The 20038-nt window shown below is 47.4% G+C and carries 20 protein-coding genes; 11 read left to right on the forward strand and 9 right to left on the reverse strand.

Features of this window, described 5'->3' with window-relative positions:
- Positions 1 to 14: 14 nt before the first annotated feature.
- On the reverse strand, positions 15 to 665 hold the full coding sequence (csgD, locus tag FDX03_RS06200) for a biofilm master transcriptional regulator CsgD (RefSeq protein ID WP_005129125.1): 651 nt from the start codon (positions 663 to 665) through the stop codon (positions 15 to 17).
- Positions 666 to 1425: 760 nt separating this feature from the next.
- Between csgD and csgB the strand changes: the two genes are divergently transcribed.
- The 6 genes from csgB (at position 1426) to FDX03_RS06230 (ending at position 5302) form a co-directional block, all read left to right on the forward strand.
- Positions 1426 to 1881, forward strand: coding sequence for a curli minor subunit CsgB (csgB, locus tag FDX03_RS06205; protein WP_048211206.1), 456 nt, complete (start codon positions 1426 to 1428; stop codon positions 1879 to 1881).
- Between the two features lie 40 nt (positions 1882 to 1921).
- Positions 1922 to 2371 carry a curli major subunit CsgA gene (gene csgA, locus FDX03_RS06210; protein ID WP_048211207.1) on the forward strand — a complete coding sequence of 150 codons (450 nt, stop codon included), beginning with the start codon at positions 1922 to 1924 and terminating at the stop codon, positions 2369 to 2371.
- A 60-nt stretch (positions 2372 to 2431) separates the two neighbouring features.
- On the forward strand, positions 2432 to 2764 hold the full coding sequence (gene csgC, locus FDX03_RS06215; RefSeq protein WP_121584806.1) for a curli assembly chaperone CsgC: 333 nt from the start codon (positions 2432 to 2434) through the stop codon (positions 2762 to 2764).
- 151 nt (positions 2765 to 2915) lie between these two features.
- Positions 2916 to 3236, forward strand: a complete 321-nt coding sequence (locus tag FDX03_RS06220) for a type 1 fimbrial protein (protein WP_048211209.1) — start codon at positions 2916 to 2918, stop codon at positions 3234 to 3236.
- A gap of 100 nt (positions 3237 to 3336) precedes the next feature.
- Positions 3337 to 3879: an O-acetyl-ADP-ribose deacetylase gene (gene ymdB, locus FDX03_RS06225; RefSeq protein WP_101742051.1), complete on the forward strand. Its 543-nt coding sequence runs from the start codon at positions 3337 to 3339 to the stop codon at positions 3877 to 3879.
- The gene (locus tag FDX03_RS06230; RefSeq protein WP_137345641.1) at positions 3815 to 5302 is read left to right on the forward strand and encodes a phospholipase D family protein; all 1488 of its coding nucleotides are present in this window, start codon (positions 3815 to 3817) and stop codon (positions 5300 to 5302) included. Before ymdB ends, FDX03_RS06230 begins: the two co-directional genes overlap by 65 nt.
- A gap of 20 nt (positions 5303 to 5322) precedes the next feature.
- On the opposite strand, the gene mdoC is transcribed toward FDX03_RS06230, so the two are convergent.
- Entirely contained in the window at positions 5323 to 6483 is a 1161-nt protein-coding gene (gene mdoC / locus FDX03_RS06235; RefSeq protein ID WP_115601799.1) for a glucans biosynthesis protein MdoC, read from the reverse strand.
- Positions 6484 to 6754: 271 nt separating this feature from the next.
- Here mdoC and mdoG point away from each other — a divergent pair, with 271 nt between their 5' ends.
- The 3 genes from mdoG (at position 6755) to FDX03_RS06250 (ending at position 11113) form a co-directional block, all read left to right on the forward strand.
- The gene (gene mdoG, locus FDX03_RS06240) at positions 6755 to 8290 is read left to right on the forward strand and encodes a glucans biosynthesis protein MdoG (protein WP_086523802.1); all 1536 of its coding nucleotides are present in this window, start codon (positions 6755 to 6757) and stop codon (positions 8288 to 8290) included.
- Entirely contained in the window at positions 8283 to 10811 is a 2529-nt protein-coding gene (mdoH, locus tag FDX03_RS06245; protein ID WP_115643180.1) for a glucans biosynthesis glucosyltransferase MdoH, read from the forward strand. Before mdoG ends, mdoH begins: the two co-directional genes overlap by 8 nt.
- A 74-nt stretch (positions 10812 to 10885) precedes the next feature.
- Positions 10886 to 11113 (forward strand): YceK/YidQ family lipoprotein, encoded by a 228-nt coding sequence (locus FDX03_RS06250; RefSeq protein WP_061068836.1) that lies wholly within the window; start codon positions 10886 to 10888, stop codon positions 11111 to 11113.
- Here FDX03_RS06250 and FDX03_RS06255 read toward each other — a convergent pair whose 3' ends face one another.
- The gene (locus tag FDX03_RS06255; RefSeq protein WP_061068133.1) at positions 11114 to 11494 is read right to left on the reverse strand and encodes a MysB family protein; all 381 of its coding nucleotides are present in this window, start codon (positions 11492 to 11494) and stop codon (positions 11114 to 11116) included.
- A gap of 662 nt (positions 11495 to 12156) precedes the next feature.
- Between FDX03_RS06255 and FDX03_RS06260 the strand changes: the two genes are divergently transcribed.
- Positions 12157 to 13488, forward strand: coding sequence for a sensor domain-containing diguanylate cyclase (locus FDX03_RS06260; RefSeq protein WP_137345642.1), 1332 nt, complete (start codon positions 12157 to 12159; stop codon positions 13486 to 13488).
- A 93-nt stretch (positions 13489 to 13581) separates the two neighbouring features.
- On the opposite strand, the gene mdtG is transcribed toward FDX03_RS06260, so the two are convergent.
- Complete coding sequence (mdtG, locus tag FDX03_RS06265) at positions 13582 to 14802, reverse strand: multidrug efflux MFS transporter MdtG (RefSeq protein ID WP_005129095.1); 1221 nt, start codon at positions 14800 to 14802, stop codon at positions 13582 to 13584.
- A 154-nt stretch (positions 14803 to 14956) separates the two neighbouring features.
- Positions 14957 to 15877, reverse strand: a complete 921-nt coding sequence (locus tag FDX03_RS06270) for a Kdo(2)-lipid IV(A) acyltransferase (protein ID WP_005129093.1) — start codon at positions 15875 to 15877, stop codon at positions 14957 to 14959.
- 219 nt (positions 15878 to 16096) lie between these two features.
- On the opposite strand from FDX03_RS06270, the gene FDX03_RS06275 reads away from it, so the two are divergent.
- Positions 16097 to 17149, forward strand: coding sequence for a rhodanese-related sulfurtransferase (locus FDX03_RS06275; protein WP_040230660.1), 1053 nt, complete (start codon positions 16097 to 16099; stop codon positions 17147 to 17149).
- A 47-nt stretch (positions 17150 to 17196) separates the two neighbouring features.
- Here the strand turns inward: FDX03_RS06275 and FDX03_RS06280 are convergent, their stop codons facing one another.
- The 4 genes from FDX03_RS06280 to solA form a co-directional block, all read right to left on the reverse strand.
- On the reverse strand, positions 17197 to 17772 hold the full coding sequence (locus FDX03_RS06280) for a YceI family protein (protein ID WP_048211216.1): 576 nt from the start codon (positions 17770 to 17772) through the stop codon (positions 17197 to 17199).
- Position 17773: 1 nt separating this feature from the next.
- Positions 17774 to 18340, reverse strand: a complete 567-nt coding sequence (locus FDX03_RS06285) for a cytochrome b (protein ID WP_137345643.1) — start codon at positions 18338 to 18340, stop codon at positions 17774 to 17776.
- Between the two features lie 261 nt (positions 18341 to 18601).
- Positions 18602 to 18715: a YceO family protein gene (locus tag FDX03_RS06290; RefSeq protein WP_071887361.1), complete on the reverse strand. Its 114-nt coding sequence runs from the start codon at positions 18713 to 18715 to the stop codon at positions 18602 to 18604.
- 55 nt (positions 18716 to 18770) lie between these two features.
- Complete coding sequence (gene solA, locus FDX03_RS06295; protein ID WP_115601800.1) at positions 18771 to 19886, reverse strand: N-methyl-L-tryptophan oxidase; 1116 nt, start codon at positions 19884 to 19886, stop codon at positions 18771 to 18773.
- Between the last annotated feature and the right edge of the window lie 152 nt (positions 19887 to 20038).

Raw genomic sequence — 20038 nt, forward strand, 5'->3', positions numbered from 1 at the left:
AGCGTTTCATGGCTTTATCGCCTGAGGTTATCATTGGCCCATGAGACCGCCTGCGTACGATTTTTGACAGCTATCTTTTTGAAAAGATTATAAAGATGTGTTTTTACCGTATTTTCACTGATAAATAGTGAGCGAGCGATTTCAATATTTGAGGCGCCGATACGCAATTTATTAAGTATCTCTTTTTCACGGTGTGTCAGCAGCGCTGATTCCGTGCTGTTATAACGATAATTTCCAGAATGCGTGATCAGATAACTGGCAAGCTTTTGCGTGAAGTAACATTCACCGCGTAAGACGCCCTGCAAGCCGCTAACAACACGCTGTTCGTCTTCAGTTGCGTAAAACACGCCATTGATATGTGGCCAGTTTTCGATATCCCGATAAGGGTAGTCATCAGGGGTATTCAACAATAACGTCTTTATATTGTTGTTTTTTCTGCTCAAATTATCTTGCCAGTAATGGATCAGTTTTTTATCTGCCTCCATCATATCCAGTAAAACAATGCAGCTGGAGGAAATATCATCCAGAGAACGTTGAATATTATGTAGTTTTCCGGTTAGCGCCAGTGATTGTTTTAAATGTTGTAATAATGCAGTTGCCTGCAAAGAAGGTTTCGTGATCAACAATAATGTATGACCATGAATGCTATGGACTTCATTAAACATGATGAAACTCCACTTTTTAGTCGCACACCTGACAGCTGTCTCTACTAAAATAGAGGCACCAGAAGTACTGACAGATGCTGCACTGCTGTGTAGAAATAAAATATCGACCCAAAGGGGGGAAAATATTAAAACAAATGGACTTCAACTGATTTCAATCTAGCTATTACAAATCTTAAAGCAAGTGTTAAACATGTAACAGGATGTAAAATTATATATTAAAATGTGATTTTTAGGTTTTATTGGAGTTTAGATTTGATAGGAAAGTTGTACATTTTACCGTTACTGCATAGATTTAAAAAATCATACAAATTATAATAATTTATTGATTTATAAGGTTTTAATTAATGATTAGCGAGTTTTAGATTTCTAATGAATTCTAAATTCTTTGTCCCACTTTACGTTGGACAATTTTAAGAGGAAAAAACTGACCTTTGTCACGACTTGCATCGATGACTATCGCGACACGGTGCTGCGAAGCCCTGAAATCGCGGAAAATGCACTTTTTCAGTGACTGCATAGAAATTCATTTCTGATTGAGAAATAAAAATAAAACCTATACCTGTAGCGGTGTTATTCACTGTTAATTAGTACTTTGGGGTGAATCTGGATATCAAAATACCACTCGCGGGTGAGTTATTTAAAATGTTTCAACGGACATACTCTTCATCGTAACGTGGCGTTAACAAATGTAAGTCATGTTAACAACAATTTGAGTGGTAATTAATTTAACTTCATGTACGACCAGGTCCAGGGTGACAGCATGAAAAACAAGTTGTTATTTATGATGTTTACAATACTGGGTGTGCCTGGGATTGCATCCGCAACCAGTTATGATTTAGCTAATTCAGAATATAACTTTGCGGTAAATGAATTAAGTAAGTCTTCATTTAATCAGGCAGCCATTATTGGTCAGGTTGGCACTGCTAACAGTGCAAATACTCGCCAGGAGGGCAGCAAGTTATTGTCGGTCATTTCGCAAGAAGGTTCAGGTAACCGGGCGAGAACAGATCAGACAGGATCATATAATTTTGCATATATTGATCAAACGGGCAGCTCCAATGATGCGAGTATTAAACAAAGTTCTTACGGTAATACAGCGATGATTATCCAGAAAGGTTCTGGTAATAAAGCAAATATTACCCAGTACGGTACACAAAAAACAGCAGTTGTGGTGCAGAGACAGTCGCAAATGGCAATTCGCGTTACTCAACGCTAATCCGTAAACGACGTTTAAATCAATCCGATGGGGGTTTACCATGAAACTTTTAAAAGTGGCAGCATTCGCAGCAATCGTAGTTTCTGGCAGTGCTCTGGCTGGTGTTGTTCCGCAATGGGGCGGCAATCATCATGGTGGCGGTAGTAATTATGGCCCGGACTCTTCATTGAGTATTTACCAATATGGGTCAAGTAACGTTGCGAATGCGCTGCAAAGTGATGCACGTAAATCAGACGTGACCATCACACAACACGGACATGGTAACGGTGCTACCGTCGGGCAAGGTGCTGATGACAGTACCATTAGCCTGAAACAGACTGGCTTCCAGAACAGCGCTGATATCAATCAGTGGAATGCAAAAAATGCTGACATCAGTGTAACTCAGTTCGGTGGTCGTAATGGTGCGGTGGTTAATCAGACTGCATCTGACTCGAATGTTCTGATTCAGCAGGTTGGTTATGGCAACAATGCGACAGCTAACCAGCACTAATTCAGTTTTATAACTGATAATAAACAGGGCGAAAGCCCTGTTTTTTTTCGGGAGCATATTATGCATACGCTATTACTCATTGCCGTGCTTTCAAATCAAATAACCTTTAATACAACCCAGCAAGGTGAGATGTATACCATTATTCCGCAGGTGACATTATCGCAACCCTGCGTGTGCGAGGTACAAGTTCTTGCCATACGTAAAGGGTCGGGGGGGCAAAGCCAAACGCAACAGAAAACAAGCCTGTCGATCCCTGCTAATCGGCCGATTGAATTAACAAAACTGAGCTTTAATATTTCACCTGAAGATACGGTCAACATTGTCGTTACCGTTTCGGATGGGCAGTCATTGCATCTGTCCCAGCAGTGGCCTGATTCAAGCAATCGCTCATGATTTTTTGCTGTATTTGCTTTAAAGGTGTGGCTGGGAAAGCGGTGCTGTTCTATGAATATAGAGACGTGAAAACGTTTTTATTTGGTCGTTAATCGCAGCGGTGAAGGATCACTTCGATCCCTCAAGGATGGTTTATCATTGAGGAACCCTTATGAGCACCTTATTAAAACGTATTTTAAGTACCAGTTTATGTGTTACTTCTTTTTTTATCTTCCCCGCAACGGCGCAGCAAATCACATCTGGCGGGATTATCCATTTTCGTGGCGCAATAGTTGAATCGCCTTGTGATGTGAGCTCGCAACAACAGCAGATTGAAGTGTCATGTATACGTGATGGCAAGTTACGGAGTAGTCGCTATAACACACAACAGATAACGATGGCCCCTGAAAGCCTCCAGCAAATTGCCAGTATGAGAATGCAGTACCTTAATGAACAGAAAAATCTGGCAATTCTTAATATTGAATATAAATGAATCGTTCTGGCGTAGATATGCACCTGTATAGTTAAAAAGTGAGATTTCATAGAAAACCCTGCTGTACACTTAACGGAGAGTGTTTTGTCAGGGGGAACTTATGCAATCGCGTGTTCATGTTTTACAGGGCGACATTACGACAATCGCCGTTGATGTGATTGTCAATGCGGCCAACTCCTCGTTGCTGGGCGGCGGTGGCGTTGATGGAGCGATTCATCGCGTCGCTGGACCTGCACTGTTGGAGGCCTGCAAACAGGTATTACAGCAACAGGGCGAATGCCCAACCGGCCATGCGGTTATCACCCTGGCGGGAAATCTTCCCGCCAAAGCGGTGATCCACACTGTTGGGCCCGTCTGGCAGGGCGGCGATCATCATGAAGCAGAACGCCTTGAAGAGGCCTATCGCAATTCATTACAACTGGCACTGGCCAATGGCTATCAATCCATTGCGTTCCCGGCTATCAGCACCGGAGCCTACGGATATCCACGTGCAGCGGCGGCGGAGATTGCGGTGAATACGGTGCAAAAATTTATCACCCGCCGTGCGCTACCTGATCAAATCTACTTCGTGTGTTTTGATGAGGAAAATGCCAGGTTATACAAGAGATTACTCACCCAACAAGGCGATGATAACACGGCCTGATATGACGCGACTTGAGCGTGCCATTACCCCATTGTGCGCAAGCTATCCGGACCAGTGCGGCATTCTGGCACTGGATGACAGTCTGGATGCTTTCGCAGCCCGTTATCGGCTGACAGAAATGGCGGAACGAACGCTGGATGTGCAGTATTACATCTGGGAGAACGACATGTCCGGGCTGCTGCTGTTTTCTGTTCTGCTGGCCGCGGCGAAACGCGGGGTACGGGTTCGTTTGCTGTTGGATGATAACAACACTCCGGGCCTTGATGACACGCTGCGTCTGTTGGATAACCATCCAAATATTGAAGTCCGCCTGTTTAATCCCTTTTCATTTCGCATCCTTCGCGCATTGGGGTATTTAACCGATTTCGCCCGGCTCAATCGCCGCATGCACAATAAAAGTTATACCGCGGACGGTGTAGTGACGCTGGTCGGCGGGCGTAATATCGGAGATGCCTATTTCGGTGCGGGTGAAGAACCGTTGTTTTCCGATCTTGACGTGATGGCCATCGGTCCAGTGGTGAAAGAGGTCGCGGATGATTTTGAGCGATACTGGCAATGTCAGTCAGTTTCAACGTTACAAAGAGTCCTGGAGTTGTCTGAACCAGAAACGACTCAACGCATTGAACTGCCTGAATTCTGGTATAACGACGATATTACCCGACGCTATTTGCACAAACTGGAGACCAGCCAGTTTATGACGCATCTTGACCAGGGTTCACTGTCGCTGATTTGGGCCAAAACGCGCCTGCTCAGTGACGATCCGGCAAAAGGAGAGGGGAAAGCGCCGCGTCACTCGCTATTACCGCAGCGTTTGTTTGACGTCATGGGCTCACCCACTGAGCGTATTGATATTATTTCCGCTTACTTTGTGCCGACACGTGCCGGAGTCGCACAACTCCTGCGCCTGGTCCGAAAAGGGGTAAAGATTGCTATTTTAACTAACTCGCTGGCCGCGAATGATGTGGCAATTGTGCATGCAGGATATGCGCGCTGGCGGAAAAAATTGCTGCGCTATGGTGTAGAACTGTATGAGCTAAAACCAACCCGCGATCGCGGTACGGTGGTACACGATCGCGGGTTGACCGGCAATTCAGGCTCTAGTCTGCATGCGAAAACCTTCAGCATTGATGGCCGCAAAGTCTTCATCGGCTCGCTTAATTTTGATCCGCGCTCAACGTTGCTCAATACTGAAATGGGATTTGTGATTGAGAGTGAAGTGCTGGCGTCATTGATTCATAAACGCTTTATGCAAAGCCAGCGTGATGTGGCCTGGCAATTGCGCCTGGACCGCTGGGGCCGGATAAACTGGGTAGATTGTCCTGGCGGCAGTGAGCGGGTAGTGAAAAAAGAACCCGCCACAGGATTCTGGAAGCGGGTTCTGGTGAGGCTGGCCTCTGTATTACCGATTGAATGGTTGCTCTGAACCATGCAATGACAGGCCTGCTATCCGGCAATGGCCTTGCTTTTATCCTGCTTAACGATGGGTTTCCCTGAAAAGAGGAACTTCAGCACCGGTATCCGCAAGTGGATTTCGTACAATATTACCGCAATCCCGACAACAAACAGCAGCCCACAGAGAAAACCCAGCAGGTTTGATGTAATGTGCGGTGTGATATAGGCGCCGAAAAACAGCGTTAACGGATGATGCACCAGATAGATAAACAGTGATGCATTGACAAAATAGGTGACACGGGCTGACTGGAAATTCAATAAACGGTGGCCGAGCGAGAAAACGACGTTAACCATCCACAGTCCCATCACCATTGTTATCACGTATTCGGTTTCATACATCCAGGCATCGCCGTTTCCATAGCGTTGATTGAGCAGATAAGCCATAAAAGCGCATGCCGCGCCTAACGTGCAGCTGCGCGAGGGCGTTGTGAACAGTGCTTTCAACTGCGGATTGATAAACGCCAGCGCGCCGAGCATAAAGAACGGCACATAGAACAGCGTTTGCATGACGATAAAATTAAACATGCCATCGCTGAGAATAGACGGGTAGACGATAAAAATTGTTCTTCTGACGGCGGCGTATCCGACGCCAAGCAACAAAAAGATCAACGTCAGTTTTGTCATCGATATCGTGGACGTGCTGACGCCATCGGGGCTCGTCAACCGGTGTTTCATTTGGCTAAACACCCACATACTCACGGTTGTTAAAACGACAAGGACGAGTAAAAACCACAGATGAGAAATCAGCTCCCATGCCAGTGCGTTGTATTTATCGTACCCACTGAGAGTATGCCAACTGTCGGCTTTGCCTTTCACATATTGCAGCATGATAAATTGCGGCAGTGTGAGTAGCGGGATGGCGGTCAGCATAGGGATCCCCACGCGTTCAACACGCACTTTCCACCACCGCTTTAAGGGGTAGCGCAAAAACAGCATGTATGAAAAGTAACCCGAAATAACAAAGAAGACCTGCATGCGAAATGCATGTATGAAATCGTTAAAGAGGGTCAATATCCATGACGGTTCTGCGCTGTTCACATGCCAGGTATGTGTGGAGTAGATCAGCGAGATATGGAAGGGAATCCCCAACAACATCAGCCAGGCACGGATGGAATCCAGAAAATATTCACGTGGTGGAGATACAGAGCTCATAGACAGTTACGTATTCTCAGACTTTTCGTCTTATCCCTAAGACGAATTATGGTTACATTCGAAGGCAACCCTACACGAAGTCCAACAACCTGTCTCCAGGATAAGCACTCAAAGTGAAAACAGGCAGGCGAACCTGCTTAAACCATGAGCCAGCACGCGAACAATACAGGGATTCAGTTGTCGGAATACCCGATTATCCATTAAAATGGATCGGATCAATATAAGCACACAAAGGGGGAAGTGCTTACTAATTATGAAACATAAACTACAAATGATGAAAATGCGTTGGTTGGGTGCAGCAGTAATGTTAACGCTGTATACATCATCGAGCTGGGCGTTCAGTATTGATGATGTTGCAAAGCAAGCTCAATCCTTAGCCGATAAAGGCTACGAGGCGCCAAAAAGTAACTTGCCCTCCGTTTTCCGCGACATGAAATATGCGGATTATCAGCAGATCCAGTTTAATCGCGACAAAGCATACTGGAGCAATCTCAAGACCCCATTTAAGCTCGAATTCTACCACCAGGGTATGTACTTCGACACGCCGGTCAAGATCAACGAAGTTACCGCAACTGCGGTGAAAAAAATCAAATACAGCCCGGATTATTTTAATTTTGGCGATGTGCAGCACGATAAAGACACGGTAAAAGATCTCGGTTTCGCCGGGTTTAAGGTACTGTATCCGCTCAACAGCAAAGACAAAAACGATGAAATCGTCAGCATGCTCGGCGCCAGCTATTTCCGCGTACTTGGCGCAGGCCAGGTCTATGGTCTGTCTGCGCGCGGTCTCGCGATAGATACCGCACTGCCTTCTGGTGAAGAGTTTCCCCGCTTCCGTGAGTTTTGGATCGAACGTCCAAAACCGACTGACAAACGTTTAACCATTTATGCCCTGCTGGACTCCCCGCGTGCAACCGGGGCGTATCGCTTTGTGATTATTCCAGGCCGTGACACGGTTGTGGATGTTCAGTCCAAAGTCTATCTGCGCGATAAAGTGGGCAAGCTGGGCGTAGCTCCGTTAACCAGTATGTTCCTGTTCGGACCGAACCAGCCATCTCCGACGACAAATTATCGTCCGGAACTGCACGACTCAAACGGATTGTCTATCCATGCTGGTAACGGCGAGTGGATTTGGCGTCCGCTGAATAACCCGAAACATCTCGCGGTGAGCAGCTTTGCGATGGAAAACCCGCAAGGATTCGGCCTGTTGCAACGTGGACGTCAGTTCTCCCGTTTCGAAGATATCGACGACCGTTATGACCTGCGCCCAAGTGCCTGGATCACGCCAAAAGGCGACTGGGGTAAAGGCAAAATTGAATTAGTTGAGATCCCCACTAACGACGAAACAAACGATAACATCGTTGCCTACTGGACTCCGGATCAACTGCCGGAAGCAGGTAAAGAGATGAACTTTAAGTACACCCTGACGTTTACGCGCGATGAAGATAAGCTTCATGCGCCAGAAAATGCCTGGGTGCAGCAGACTCGCCGTTCCACAGGGGATGTCAAACAATCTAATCTTATTCGTCAGCCTGACGGCACTATCGCGTTTGTGGTGGATTTCACCGGCACCGAAATGAAAAAGCTGCCGCAGGACACCCCGATTACCGCGCAAACCAGCATTGGCGACAACGGTGAAATCGTGGAAAGCACCGTGCGTTACAACCCGGTTACGAAAGGGTGGCGTTTGATGCTGCGCGTGAAAGTGAAAGATGCGAAGAAAACCACTGAAATGCGTGCTGCGTTGGCCAATGCCGATCAGCCGTTGAGTGAAACCTGGAGCTACCAGTTACCTGCCAATGAATAAGACAACTGAGTATATTGACGCAATGCCGCTTTCGGATATCGAAAAAGCGGCACTGCCGAAAACTGACATCCGTGCCGTTCATCAGGCGCTGGATGCCGAGCACCGTACTTACTCGCGCGAAGATGATTCACCGCAGGGTTCTGTAAAAGCTCGCCTTGAGCAAGCCTGGCCAGACTCTCTGGCCAAAGATCAGTTGATAAAGGATGATGAAGGGCGTGACCAGCTGCAGGCAATGCCGAAAGCGACACGTACTTCAATGTTTCCCGATCCCTGGCGTACTAACCCGGTTGGCCGTTTTTGGGATCGCCTGCGCGGGCGCGATGTCACACCGCGTTATCTTTCTCGTTTGACGAAAGAAGAACAAGAAAGTGAGCAGAAATGGCGTACCGTCGGCACGATCCGCCGTTATACGCTGTTGATCTTAACGCTGGCGCAAACGGTCGTAGCGACCTGGTATATGAAGACGATCCTTCCTTATCAGGGATGGGCGTTCATTAATCCAGCAGATATGATGGGGCAGAACCTGTGGGTTTCCTTTATGCAGTTGCTGCCTTATGTGCTGCAGACCGGTATCCTCATTCTGTTTGCCGTGCTTTTTTGTTGGGTATCAGCCGGTTTCTGGACCGCGCTGATGGGCTTCCTGCAGTTGCTGATTGGGCGTGACAAGTACAGTATCTCTGCCTCAACGGTAGGGGATGAGCCGCTGAATCCCGAGCACCGCACTGCGCTAATCATGCCTATCTGTAACGAGGACGTTGACCGCGTATTCGCGGGCCTGCGCGCTACGTGGGAGTCAGTTAAAGCCACGGGGAATGCGAAGCATTTCGATGTTTACATTTTGAGTGACAGCTACAATCCTGATATCTGCGTTGCGGAACAAAAGGCGTGGATGGAGCTGATTGCCGAAGTGCAGGGCGAAGGACAGATTTTCTACCGTCGTCGTCGTCGTCGTGTGAAGCGTAAAAGCGGTAACATTGATGACTTCTGCCGTCGCTGGGGCAACCAGTACAGCTATATGGTGGTGCTGGACGCTGATTCCGTGATGAGCGGAGACTGTCTGACCGGTCTGGTACGCCTGATGGAAGCGAACCCGAATGCCGGGATTATCCAGTCTTCGCCGAAAGCGTCTGGTATGGACACCCTGTACGCGCGCTGCCAGCAGTTTGCTACCCGCGTTTATGGCCCGCTGTTTACCGCCGGACTTCACTTCTGGCAGTTGGGTGAGTCGCACTACTGGGGTCATAACGCGATTATTCGTGTGAAACCGTTCATTGAACACTGTGCGCTTGCACCGCTGCCGGGCGAAGGCTCATTTGCGGGATCGATCCTCTCCCATGACTTCGTGGAAGCGGCATTGATGCGTCGTGCGGGCTGGGGCGTGTGGATTGCCTACGATCTGCCGGGTTCATATGAAGAGCTGCCACCGAACCTGCTGGATGAGCTCAAGCGTGACCGTCGCTGGTGCCACGGTAACCTGATGAACTTCCGTCTGTTCCTGGTTAAAGGGATGCACCCGGTTCATCGCGCGGTGTTCCTGACCGGTGTGATGTCCTATCTGTCAGCACCGTTGTGGTTCATGTTCCTCGCGTTGTCGACCGCATTACAGGTGGTCCATGCGTTGACGGAACCGCAGTACTTCCTGCAACCACGTCAGCTGTTCCCGGTCTGGCCGCAGTGGCGCCCTGAGCTGGCTATCGCGTTGTTTGCCTCAACGATGGTGCTGTTGTTCCTGCCGAAGCTGCTGAGTATTTTGCTTATCTGGTGCAAAGGCACGAAAGAGTACGGTGGATTTATTCGCGTCACGTTGTCGCTGCTGCTGGAGGTTCTGTTCTCCGTGCTGCTGGCGCCGGTGCGTATGCTGTTCCATACCGTTTTCGTGGTGAGTGCCTTCCTCGGATGGGAAGTGGTGTGGAATTCGCCGCAACGCGATGACGACTCCACTCCGTGGGGCGAGGCGTTTATGCGTCACGGATCTCAGCTGTTGTTGGGCCTGGTGTGGGCAGTAGGGATGGCCTGGCTGGATCTGCGTTTCCTGTTCTGGCTGGCTCCGATTGTCTTTTCACTAATCCTGTCGCCGTTTGTTTCCGTCATTTCCAGTCGTTCAACGGTTGGGTTACGTACCAAACGCTGGAAACTGTTCCTGATCCCGGAAGAGTATTCTCCGCCGAAGGTGCTGGTGGACACGGATAACTATCTGGAGTTGAACCGTAATCGTTCGCTGGATGATGGTTTCATGCACGCTGTGTTTAACCCGTCGTTTAACGCGCTGGCAACGGCAATGGCTACCGCGCGCCATCGTGCGAGTAACGTGCTTGAAATCGCACGTGATCGCCATGTCGAGCAGGCGCTGAATGAAACGCCGGAGAAACTGAATCGCGATCGTCGCCTGGTTCTGTTGAGCGATCCGGTGACCATGGCGCGTTTACATTATCGCGTCTGGAATTCACCAGATAAGTATTCTTCATGGGTTAATTATTATCAGGGGATCTCCCTGAACCCACTGGCACTCAGGAAAAAATAAGCGTGTGAAACGTAAAAATACCGGCCTGGAGCCGGTATTTTTTTATACTGAATATAAAAGTCATGAGGTATCCAGTGCGAATACTGGCTGTGGGAATGATGGTCTTTCTTCTGAGCGGATGCGGCAGCATTATTAGCCGGACGATCCCCGGACAAGGACACGGAAATCAATACTATCCAGGCGTGCAATGGGATGTCCGGGACTCTGCGTGGCGTTACGTCACCATCCTGGATCTGCCGTTTTCGCTGGTGTTTGATACGTTGCTATTACCGCTCGATATACACCATGGGCCTTACGAGTAACTATCGTTCATCCCATTCATCGGCTGCGGTCTGGCCTTCCTCTGTGTCAAGGGGAGGCTCCAGTTGAAATTCACCCTCATCCCATTCGTGGAGCGTATTTTCCTCCTGCCACTCCTGGCGAATATCAATCTCATCATAGTCACCATCAAAAACGCTTTGTGCCGCTTCACCGCTCAGCATGGGTAAACATTCGCCTTCGCCATCATCTTCGTCGGCAAAAAACTCAGCTTGCCACATGATATCGCCATCCTGTAGCACGTACTTTTGTACGTTCAGCTGCTGGACGCTGGCTTCGTCAGATTCAAGACCTGGATTATCAGCCAGAAACTCTTCACGTGCTGCATCAATGGCTTCTTCAAGGGTGGGGTACAAGGCATTCATATTCGCATCCTGATCGCATGGGTGATTGGCTTAATAAAAAGATATAGGTGGTGTGGTGAGAACTGTCAAAGCATTCGTTTATCGCGAAGTTTCAGGTATGCAACGGCTTGAAGCATCGAGTGTTTCTTACCATAACCACTCGGTTGTGGTGCTTCCTGGAACAACAAAAACACGGGGGAACCCTACCGCCAATACGTTTCATGAACAGCAAACCTTAAGTTTTTAAGAATCGGTTGGAGTGTATTAAACTCAAGCGGTTATGCAGGAGCACCATGAGTGAGAATGTCATAGTTTAAAGGGGGTGATTGAATAGACTGCAAGCCATACTTTATAGCGGATGAAACAATATAATTTATATAAGGTTTTTATTATAACTAATTGAAATTAAAGAGTAAGGCAAAAAGTGACGCGCGTGAGTATTACGTCTTAAAGTATCGATATTTGTTTAAGTTAGATATCCATAAATGATATTGTTAATCATTATATATGTGATAAATATGTTAATGTATAACAAAGTATAAGAAAACATCCATAACATTCAATGAATAATAACATGCGTTATAAATAAGATTGTCATTATTGAAAGAATGATAAATTATTAATTTGCAAAAGGTAATGGCTTAATATATAAAATGCAAAATAGGATTCTTGCCAGGGCTGTTATGGATAATAGTAATTCAAACAATAGCAGGTTGATGAACTTTTACATTACTTGCTTAGTCAGCTATTTTATTGCTGGTGTGTGTCTTTCTCAGTATCAGTTAGAAGTGCAGAGTGTACCTCAAACAACATATTTAATAATCATCGTTGGGTTATTTTTTCTGTACGGCATTGTTTTTCTTTTTATGCTTTTTCAATACCTTTGCAGGAAAGATCTAACATACCTGATGATATTAGGAATGGCATTCCTTAGTAATAATATCTATCTTATAGAAACTATATATATCGTTCAGGATTTAATTAATGATAGCGTTTTGATAGAAAAACGCACAAATGATATCGCTATCTTCTATTATTTTAGGCAAGTTAGTTTTATCGCATTACTTTTTGTATCATTGAAAGCTTATAAAGCGGCTTCCACAGTTATTGAGACTAAAGAAAGAGAACCATGCTACATAATTATAGCATTGTTGATTATGCTGGCAATTGCATTCCTTTCGCATAACTTATCAAGTTATAACGCTGATGTTACGATTGAAATTACCAGTCACAAAACTGACAATAAAACGGTGCACTGGCATATTGGCTACATATATTCACTGATTATTTCATGGGGAATGGTTTTGTTGTCTCTGTCAGTGAAAACAAAAATGCATGGTATCTTATGGAAAAGCATCGCGTTACTGTGTTGCTCTGCAATCCTGACGAATGTTCTGCTGTTGAGTCTGGATGAATATAGTATGTATATTTGGTATGTCAGTAGGGGAATCGAAGTTATCAGCACCTTAAGTATCATATCTATATTAATGTACAACACGTTCATTATTCTTAAGAGAGAGGCGGATTCAGCAATAAAAGATGCGATGACTAAGATATATAACCGAAAATTATTCTATAAGGCACTAAAATCATCTTTAGTAAAAGGTGCTATTTGTATAATGATACTGGATATAGATAAATTCAAACGCATCAATGATTCTTATGGCCATCAGGAAGGCGATCACGTTATAAAGAGCATTGTTGATATTGTCAATAAATCGATCAGGGACTCAGACATTTTTGCGAGAATTGGTGGGGAAGAGTTTGGGCTCCTGATTAAGTGTAAAGATAAAGCTGAAGCAATGTTTGTTGCGGAAAGAATAAGAAAAAGTGTTGAGACTGAAACAGCGGAGCCCAATATATATGGCCTGAAAGAGAAAATGACAATCAGCATCGGTGTATATTGTAGTAAATCTGATGATTATTCTGCTGACAAAGTCGTATCATATGCCGATGCTGCGCTGTATGATGCGAAAAACTCAGGGAGAAATAAAGTGGTTTACTATAACAGCTAGAATAATATTAAGCGTTATTGAGTTCACTCTGCGTATCCCCCATATTAAGCCAATTGATATGTTAGGGGGACCGTTGAGAATGAATACACAAAATCATCCCAGGACCTGAGATCCCCGGCGGCGGCGCAGACTGTTCCATGAGTAGATTGCGTTGAATAACACAACACCAGCGGTGACGCAGAAGACGGCACGGAAGCCATAATTTGCCGATATAGCAGCTCCCATTAACGGCCCAGTAACGTTGCCTATATCACGAAACGACTGGTTGTAGCTAAAGATACGCCCGGCGATTTGGTTGGTTGAGTTATACACCAGCAAGGTCTGTACGGCAGGCAGCAATGCGCCATCAGCGGCACCCAGTAAAAAGCGCAGCACGCCTAGCTGCCAGGGCGTCTGGACGAATGACATTGGGATCAGCAGCAGTACGGAGATAACCAATGCAACGATCAGGATCTTCTCCGGACCAATCCTGTCACCCAATTTGCCGAGCTTTGGTGCACTGATTAAGGCCGCAACACCGGGTACAGAGGCAATCATCCCACTGATAAACGCGATATTGCTGACATTACCTGCAAGCTCCCGTACATACAGCGTCAGGATTGGCGCAATGGAGCCGGTTGCAACCTGAATTATCAGGGTAGTGACAAACAAGCTCAGCACCAGCTTTGGATTCTTTAACGACGTCACGACTTCGCGAACGTGCAGCATCTCTTTCTTGCTCACTGGCTGGAAGCGTTCACGGATAAAAAAGAGTGTCAGAATAAAACAGATCAACAGCACCAGGGCTGTGATGAAAAATACAGGGCGCAGACCATACTGATCGGCGAGTAACCCGCCCGCCAGTGGCCCAAGTAAAGCACCGCTAACGCCGCCGGTGGAAAGTGTCCCCAACGCCCAGCCGCTTTTATTGCGTGGCACCTGGGTTGCGATCAGTGCGTTGGCATTAGGAATAAATCCACCGAGCAAACCCAGCAGGGCGCGCAGGATCAAGAATTGCCAGATATTTTGCGCCAGCCCCATCAGCAGCATGACGATGGCCATGCCCAGCGCCGAGCGTAAGAGCATGATTTTCCGGCCTTTACGATCGGCCAGTCCGCCCCAGAAAGGTGAGGCAATCGCTGAAAACAGGAAGGTGATACTGAATACCAGCCCTGACCACATATTCAGGGCACTGTGACCCGTCACGCCAAGACTCTCGACGTAAAGGGGTAAAAATGGCATGACCAGGCTAAATGCTGCGCCGGTTAAAAAACAGCCCAGCCAGGCAACGGTAAGGTTGCGTTTCCAGTTTATGGGGACATCAGAGGGTGACATAGCGATCCGCAGTGTGATGCGCTGTTTGCGCTATCGAGTAAATATAAATAAGCAGGCTAATTATGCGCCTGGTTGATAGTTGCTGCAATGCGGATAGCAGTTAAACCTAAAAGGGGAGAGAAGGTGTTGCAGCCCACAGGACTGCAACAAAGACTCAGTACAGAGACGGGGAGCCTTCAGGGCGTGTCTTGAAGCGGCGATGTAACCACATGTATTGCTCGGGGGCCATCATAATGCATTTTTCAACGATTTTATTCATCCAGGCCGCCGTTGTTTCAGCATTGTCCAGCGGTGGTGAACACTCCGGTGGCAGCATGATCAATTGATACCCCTTGCCGTCAGGTTTGCGACGGGGAACAAATGGCACCAGGCAGGCATTCGACATTCGGGACAGCATCCAGGTTCCGGACGTCGTCGCAGCCTGTTCAACGGCGAACAAAGGCACAAATACACTGGCGCGAGGGCCATAGTCGTGATCCGGCGCGTACCAGACCACTTCACCTTTCTTCAACGCTTTAATCATCCCTTTCAGGTCTTTACGATCGAGCATTGATTTATTGGAGCGCATACGCCCCCAGGTTTGTAGCCAGTCGAGCAGAGGATTGTCGTTAGGACGATACACACCAATTCCCGGCTCTTGTAAGCCAAACTGGCGTGCACCCAACTCGAGGGTCAAAAAGTGCAGACCAACTAACAGGATCCCACGCTTTTGTGCCTGAACGTCCCGGATATGCTCCATTCCGATAACTTCAGTCCAGCGTGATATTCGCCTGTCGGACCAAAACCAGGCCATGCCGGTTTCCATTACGCCCATACCGACAGACTCAAAGTTTTTTACCATCATCTGCTGGCGTTCCTGCTCGCTCATTTGCGGGAAGCACAGTTCCAGATTGCGGGAAACAATCTTTGCCCGACGTTTCATCAAGCGTAATGCCAGACGGCCTAATGCGCATCCCAATTTATAGAGCACTGGGTAGGGTAACTGTACGATTAACCAAAGGATGCCAATACCCAGCCAGGTTAACCAATAACGCGGATGCAGTAGCGCAGCCGAAAACTTGGGTAAATTCGTCATGTCTATCCTGTCTTCTAACGACCAATTCCCTGTATTGTCGCATTTTTTTGCGCGTATCTAAAATTTACGACGGGAGAGTGGTGATTAAACCATCAATTGTTGTTGCGTTTTTATCGTGAAGTATGAAATGTAGCGTAAAATGTGTGGATGTAAATTGGCGAAGTTTGCTTTATCATGCCGGCCGATTTTCATTTTTACTGATTGCAGGATACGTACACCATGCCAGTGTTACACAACCGCATTTCGAATGACGCGCTCAAAGCTAAAATGCTGGCGGAATCTGAGCCGCGCACGACGATTTCATTCTATAAATATTTCACCATCGCTGATCCTCAGCAAACGCGTGATGCACTGTATCAACTGTTCACTACACTGAATGTGTTTGGCCGCGTATATCTTGCACGGGAAGGCATTAACGCACAAATCAGTGTACCGCAAAGTAACGTTGATGCCTTTCGCCAACAGTTATACGCATTTGATCCTGCATTATCCGGGTTGCGTCTCAATATTGCATTAGATGATGACGGCAAATCTTTCTGGGTTCTGCGCATGAAGGTCCGTGAGCGAATTGTTGCGGATGGCATTGATGATCCTGATTTTGACGCCAGCAACGTGGGTGATTATCTGAAGGCAGCTGAAGTGAATGCCATGCTGGACGATCCGGATGCGGTGTTTATTGATATGCGCAACCACTATGAATATGAAGTGGGTCACTTCGAAAACGCGCTGGAGATCCCGGCAGACACCTTCCGCGATCAGCTGCCGAAAGCGGTAGAAATGATGCAGGAGCATAAGGATAAAAAAATCGTTATGTATTGTACCGGGGGGATTCGTTGTGAGAAAGCCAGTGCCTGGATGAAACATAACGGGTTTAGCAAAGTCTGGCACATTGAGGGCGGCATTATTGAGTATGCCCGCAAAGCGCGTGAGCAGGGGCTGCCTGTGCGTTTTATCGGCAAAAATTTTGTTTTCGATGAACGCATGGGAGAGAGGATCTCTGACGATGTGATTTCGCATTGTCACCAGTGCGGTACCGCATGTGACAGCCATACCAATTGCAAAAACGATGGCTGCCATCTGCTGTTTATACAATGTCCAGCCTGTGCGCAAAAGTATAAAGGCTGCTGTAGTGAACTGTGTTGTGAAGAGAGCGAACTGCCGGAAGAAGAGCAGCGCCGCCGTCGCGCGGGACGTGAGAATGGCAATAAGATCTTTAATAAATCGCGTGGTCGTTTAAATACTAAGCTCGGTATTCCCGATCCTGCGCAATAACACGATGCCGGATGGCGGCAAAAGCCTCATCCGGCATCAATAGGATGTTATTTCTGCTGTACGCCTTCCACCGAGATAATTAATTCGACTTCCTGCGAAGCGGGACCGAGATCGGTGGTAATGTTGAAATCCTTCAGCTTTATTTTCCCTTGAGCTTCAAAACCGGCGCGTGTGCCACCCCATGGATCGCCCCCTTGACCCATCAACTTTGCATCCAGTATTACCGGTTTGGTGACGCCGTTCAGGGTCAGGTTACCGGTGATATCTAAATCGTTGCCCTCTTTCTTCACGCTGGTGGACGTAAAGGTGGCCTGCGGGAACTTGCTCACATTGAGGAATTCTGCACTACGCAGGTGTTTGTCACGTTCGGCATGATTGGTATCAACACTGTTGGTGTTGATGGTGACATTGACTTTATCGGCAGCCGGATTTTTCTCGTCAAAGGTAAATGTGCCGTCGAAGTCTTTAAATGTGCCGTACAGCCAGCTGTATCCCAGATGCTGAATGCGGAAATTAACAAAGGCATGCTGTCCCTCTTTGTCAATTTTGTAATCCGCCGCGATAGCAGAGCCGGTCGTGAATAATAAAGAGGCGAGTGTGAGTCCCAGCAGGTTTTTTTTCATTTTAAGCTCCATAGTCAGATGACGATTTTCCCAACATGCGATTAAGGGTATCGTCGTTATCGATAAAGTGATGTTTCAGGGCCATTAACCCATGCAGAAGTGATAAAACCACCACGGCCCACGCGAGCCACAGGTGCACGCTACCGGCGATGTCAGCTTGCACGCCTGCGTTGGCAAACGTGGCGGGAACATCGAACCAACCAAATACGCTTATTGCTTTACCGTCTGCGGTAGAGATCAGATAGCCGCTGATGCCAATAGAAAAAAGCAGGGTATACAGCGTGAGGTGTCCCAATGCCGCCGCAATACGGGTTAAACGGGAATAGCTTTTCAGTGCGGCAGGGGGAGGGGAAACAGCCCGCCAGACAATGCGGACAACCAGCCCCATCATCAGCAACACACCGATACTTTTATGCAGTTCAGGCGCCTGGTGATACCAACCATCGTAATAACTGAGTGTTACCATCCATAAACCCAGAGCAAACATGCCATAGACGGCAATAGCGACCAGCCAGTGTAATGCGGCAGACACCACGCCATAGCGCTGTGGACTATTATTGAATTGCATAAATACACCGTTAGATATTTCAGAAGTGAATGAAAATGGCGCGTAAAAGACATTAATGCAACTAATAAATAACAATGGTGATGATATTTGTTTTTATTTCAATAAAATTGATTGATTGTAGGTGCAATCATCAAATCATTAGTGTGAGTGGCCATTGAGAAGGGCTTGAAAACAAGGAAGGATGAAAATTATGTTATTCAGTTTATTGCAATGAAATTAAGTAACTATCAGTTTTTGTCAATTAATGTCAGCGCATATAGATTAGAAGAACATAATATATATGACGTCCATAATCGCCAGCAGCGACCATAAAATAATGTAGAGCATGAAATGCTCGCGAATATTATTAACCAGATAGTTAAAGATGCGGCGCATCAATGTTATTCCTGTCATTTAAAATGGCCTCACCAACGAGGCCATTGATCAATTATCACTTAAAACGGGACAGCCTGAATGGCGTCAGGTCAAAGGCTGACGGTTTACCCTGGGCAAACTCAGCCGCAATTTCGCCCAGTACGGAAGCAAACTTAAAACCGTGTCCGCTGAGTCCGGTAATCACCAGCGTGTTGTCATGGTCTGGCAGCGTATCGATAATGAAGTCTTCATCTGGCGAGTTATCGTAAGTACAGGATGCGCCATGCAGACAACAGCCGATGCCAGGCAAAATAGCGCGCAGGAATGGGAAGGCTTCCGAACCATCGCTGGCGATAGCGGCAAACGGTTTACGTTCTTCAGGTGAATGAATGACCTGTCCGCCGTTATGCCTGCCAATTTTTAACTCGTCATTTTCAGCCGGAAAACCGTAGTATTGATCGCCATTAGGCAGTTCGCCGGTAAATGCCGGGAATTTGTTTTTGACACTGTAGCGCCCGTCAGCCTGATACCATGCGAATACCTTACGCACCGGCTGTATCGGCAGTTCAGGCAATAATGCCTTGACCCAGGTGCCGGCGCTGACGACAACTTTTTTCGCGTGGTAGTCACCATCGGCTGTTGCAACCGTTACGCCATCATCGTGGTGATGAATTGCCGTGACGGGGCATTTAAACAACTGCGCACAACCTGCCTCTTCAGCCAGGCGAATCCAGGTTTTAATGGCTAGCTCACTGCGCAAAAAACCGGATTCGGCTTCAAACAGCCCGATATAGTTTTCAGGCACGCGAATTTCTGGCCAGCGAGTCATGATGGCTGCTGCATCCAGCTGTTCGACATTGAGTTGCCACTGTTTGGCACTTTGCGCCACGGTCGCTAAAAAGGTCGAATCTGCAGGACCCAGGTTGATAACGCCAGAGCGAACAAAAACAGGCTCTTCATTTTGTGCGGAAAGTTCATCCCACAATGTTTGCGCACGTAGCACCAGCGGAACGTATTTTTCACCTTCGCCATACGCATGACGAATTAATCGTGTATCGCCGTGGTGGCTGCCCTGTTGATGCGGTGGCATATGCGCATCGATCATCAGAACGTTGAGACCGGCGCGAGTGGCGTAGTATCCGGCTGCGGCGCCCACGGAACCGCTGCCAATAATGATTAAGTCGTATTTCATCCGCTTCTCTCTGCAATCGCGATAGTATACCTTAAATAATTCGAGTTGCAGGACCAAACGCCCGGACCGTTTTGAACAGCGCCCCCGAAGGGGTGAGGCCGTAAGGCCGAATCACGCGGCGACGCAGCGAATCCCAGGGATGGGCCGAGTAA

Source organism: Citrobacter sp. wls827, assembly GCF_005280875.1.
In the GTDB taxonomy this organism is placed as follows: domain Bacteria; phylum Pseudomonadota; class Gammaproteobacteria; order Enterobacterales; family Enterobacteriaceae; genus Citrobacter; species Citrobacter youngae.

What these genes read in the sequence shown, in the direction of transcription:
- csgD (WP_005129125.1), bottom strand. Translation starts at nt 665, where the DNA reads ATGTTTAATGAAGTCCATAGCATTCATGGTCATACATTATTGTTGATC.
- csgB (WP_048211206.1), top strand. Translation starts at nt 1,426, where the DNA reads ATGAAAAACAAGTTGTTATTTATGATGTTTACAATACTGGGTGTGCCT.
- csgA (WP_048211207.1), top strand. Translation starts at nt 1,922, where the DNA reads ATGAAACTTTTAAAAGTGGCAGCATTCGCAGCAATCGTAGTTTCTGGC.
- csgC (WP_121584806.1), top strand. Translation starts at nt 2,432, where the DNA reads ATGCATACGCTATTACTCATTGCCGTGCTTTCAAATCAAATAACCTTT.
- FDX03_RS06220 (WP_048211209.1), top strand. Translation starts at nt 2,916, where the DNA reads ATGAGCACCTTATTAAAACGTATTTTAAGTACCAGTTTATGTGTTACT.
- ymdB (WP_101742051.1), top strand. Translation starts at nt 3,337, where the DNA reads ATGCAATCGCGTGTTCATGTTTTACAGGGCGACATTACGACAATCGCC.
- FDX03_RS06230 (WP_137345641.1), top strand. Translation starts at nt 3,815, where the DNA reads ATGAGGAAAATGCCAGGTTATACAAGAGATTACTCACCCAACAAGGCG.
- mdoC (WP_115601799.1), bottom strand. Translation starts at nt 6,483, where the DNA reads ATGAGCTCTGTATCTCCACCACGTGAATATTTTCTGGATTCCATCCGT.
- mdoG (WP_086523802.1), top strand. Translation starts at nt 6,755, where the DNA reads ATGATGAAAATGCGTTGGTTGGGTGCAGCAGTAATGTTAACGCTGTAT.
- mdoH (WP_115643180.1), top strand. Translation starts at nt 8,283, where the DNA reads ATGAATAAGACAACTGAGTATATTGACGCAATGCCGCTTTCGGATATC.
- FDX03_RS06255 (WP_061068133.1), bottom strand. Translation starts at nt 11,494, where the DNA reads ATGAATGCCTTGTACCCCACCCTTGAAGAAGCCATTGATGCAGCACGT.
- FDX03_RS06260 (WP_137345642.1), top strand. Translation starts at nt 12,157, where the DNA reads ATGGATAATAGTAATTCAAACAATAGCAGGTTGATGAACTTTTACATT.
- mdtG (WP_005129095.1), bottom strand. Translation starts at nt 14,802, where the DNA reads ATGTCACCCTCTGATGTCCCCATAAACTGGAAACGCAACCTTACCGTT.
- FDX03_RS06270 (WP_005129093.1), bottom strand. Translation starts at nt 15,877, where the DNA reads ATGACGAATTTACCCAAGTTTTCGGCTGCGCTACTGCATCCGCGTTAT.
- FDX03_RS06275 (WP_040230660.1), top strand. Translation starts at nt 16,097, where the DNA reads ATGCCAGTGTTACACAACCGCATTTCGAATGACGCGCTCAAAGCTAAA.
- FDX03_RS06280 (WP_048211216.1), bottom strand. Translation starts at nt 17,772, where the DNA reads ATGAAAAAAAACCTGCTGGGACTCACACTCGCCTCTTTATTATTCACG.
- FDX03_RS06285 (WP_137345643.1), bottom strand. Translation starts at nt 18,340, where the DNA reads ATGCAATTCAATAATAGTCCACAGCGCTATGGCGTGGTGTCTGCCGCA.
- FDX03_RS06290 (WP_071887361.1), bottom strand. Translation starts at nt 18,715, where the DNA reads ATGCGCCGCATCTTTAACTATCTGGTTAATAATATTCGCGAGCATTTC.
- solA (WP_115601800.1), bottom strand. Translation starts at nt 19,886, where the DNA reads ATGAAATACGACTTAATCATTATTGGCAGCGGTTCCGTGGGCGCCGCA.